Raw genomic sequence first — 1,368 nt, 5'->3', positions numbered from 1 at the left:
AGATGGTGACGGGAGACGGGCAGCGAGATACCTCCCGTACATGTGTGTCGGATAATGTTTTCATCTTAAGTTCTCTGTAACTGGTAGTGCTAAAGGTGAGAGCTTCGGGGTTATGAGGTGGTTGCGGTTGCCGGTGTCGGATAAACAGTCAGATAAACGTAACCACAACTGCCAAGGGTATCGGCTTCGCAGGTCAGCCCTTTTGCATACAGCGTGACGGTATGCTGATGTCGGGGATTCAGTTCACCGCTGGTGAGCATGAGTTCCAGTTGTTTCATCAGCAGCGGAAAGGCCTGGTCCAGATGGTATGCATCTGCGTCGCTGAAGCGGCCGCTGATACCGGCGCGGTCGGCAAGGTAATGCAGGCGGTTACCCTCCTGCACCAGACGGGCGCCAAAACAGGGCCTCACTGTGCAGGGAAGCCCCCACCAGGGGCGGTCGTGATTGTCGTCGGGATGAGTTATCCCGGAGAGTTTGTCTGACACGATAAAATCCTCTCTGAAAAGTGGTTAAGAATGGTTTAACGATGACAGGTCAGCCGGCGCGCTGACCGGTTTCGGTGAAGATGTATGCATTGACGAGAATGGCCTCATCCACAGCGGCGTCTGAGTCCATCTGGTCGTACTCGTTTTCCGGGTGACGGAACATCAGTTCAGGGTGACGCTCATCAGCCGGACATACGGGCCAAAACTGTCCTTACGGCGTTCTGCAAACACGGCCAGCACACCGGGAATATCCTGCACTTCACGACCGGTATACGCTTCAGTGCTGCCGTGCCAGCGGTATTTGCCGGTACAGAACGGAAAAAGACGGGATGCCGGATGTTGTTGGTGAATACGCATGGCTTCACCACGGGTGATGATTTTCATAGTGTGATACCTCTGAAGACAGAAGATAAAAGCGAAAACAGGTATGATGTGGTTGTGACGGTGACAGGTTAAAGCAGACCGTGTTCCGCAAAGGAGAAAACCTGGCTGCCACCGACTATCAGATGGTCCGGCACCCGGATGTCAACCAGGGCCAGCGCCTGTACCAGACGTTCGGTGATAAGCCGGTCTGCCTTACTGGGTGTGACTTCACCGGACGGGTGATTGTGTGCCAGCACCACGGCAGCGGCATTGTGGTACAGGGCGCGTTTAATCACTTCCCGGGGATGGACTTCCGTGCGGTTGATGGTGCCGGTAAAGAGGATTTCACCGGCAATCAACTGATTCTGGTTATTCAGATACAGCACCCGGAATTCTTCACGCTCCAGTCCCGCCATGTTCAGAATCAGCCATTCCCGTGCCGCACGGGTGGAGGTGAAGGCCACGCCGGGTTCATGAAGATGGCGGTCCAGGGTTTTCAGGGCCCGCAGAATGAGACTGC

General features: G+C 55.1%; 3 protein-coding genes and 1 pseudogene. All 4 read right to left on the bottom strand.

Translation table 11 applies throughout. The annotated features are described in order from the left end of the window. Nucleotides 1–64 (bottom strand): annotated as a pseudogene (locus E0D98_RS27625) (toxin); the annotation flags it as partial. A gap of 46 nt (nucleotides 65–110) precedes the next feature. Further along, nucleotides 111–485 carry a type IV toxin-antitoxin system YeeU family antitoxin gene (locus E0D98_RS24235; protein ID WP_001280956.1) on the bottom strand — a complete coding sequence of 125 codons (375 nt, stop codon included), beginning with the start codon at nucleotides 483–485 and terminating at the stop codon, nucleotides 111–113. Nucleotides 486–647: 162 nt separating this feature from the next. Further along, a complete protein-coding gene (locus tag E0D98_RS24230) occupies nucleotides 648–869 on the bottom strand; it encodes a DUF987 domain-containing protein (protein ID WP_000692312.1) in 222 nt (73 codons plus the stop codon). Nucleotides 870–937: 68 nt separating this feature from the next. Further along, the coding region (radC, locus tag E0D98_RS24225; RefSeq protein WP_131891267.1) for a DNA repair protein RadC at nucleotides 938–1,368 on the bottom strand (431 nt) is incomplete at its 5' end.

The organism is Escherichia sp. KCJ4928 (genome assembly GCF_004352695.1).
Taxonomy (GTDB): Bacteria; Pseudomonadota; Gammaproteobacteria; order Enterobacterales; family Enterobacteriaceae; genus ECMA0423.
Note: the sequence above shows the minus strand (reverse complement) of the source record. Positions and strands in the feature narration are given on the sequence as shown.

Bases quoted from the DNA above. Each gene is read 5' to 3' on its own strand.
- E0D98_RS24230 (WP_000692312.1), bottom strand. From the start codon at position 869: ATGAAAATCATCACCCGTGGTGAAGCCATGCGTATTCACCAACAACAT.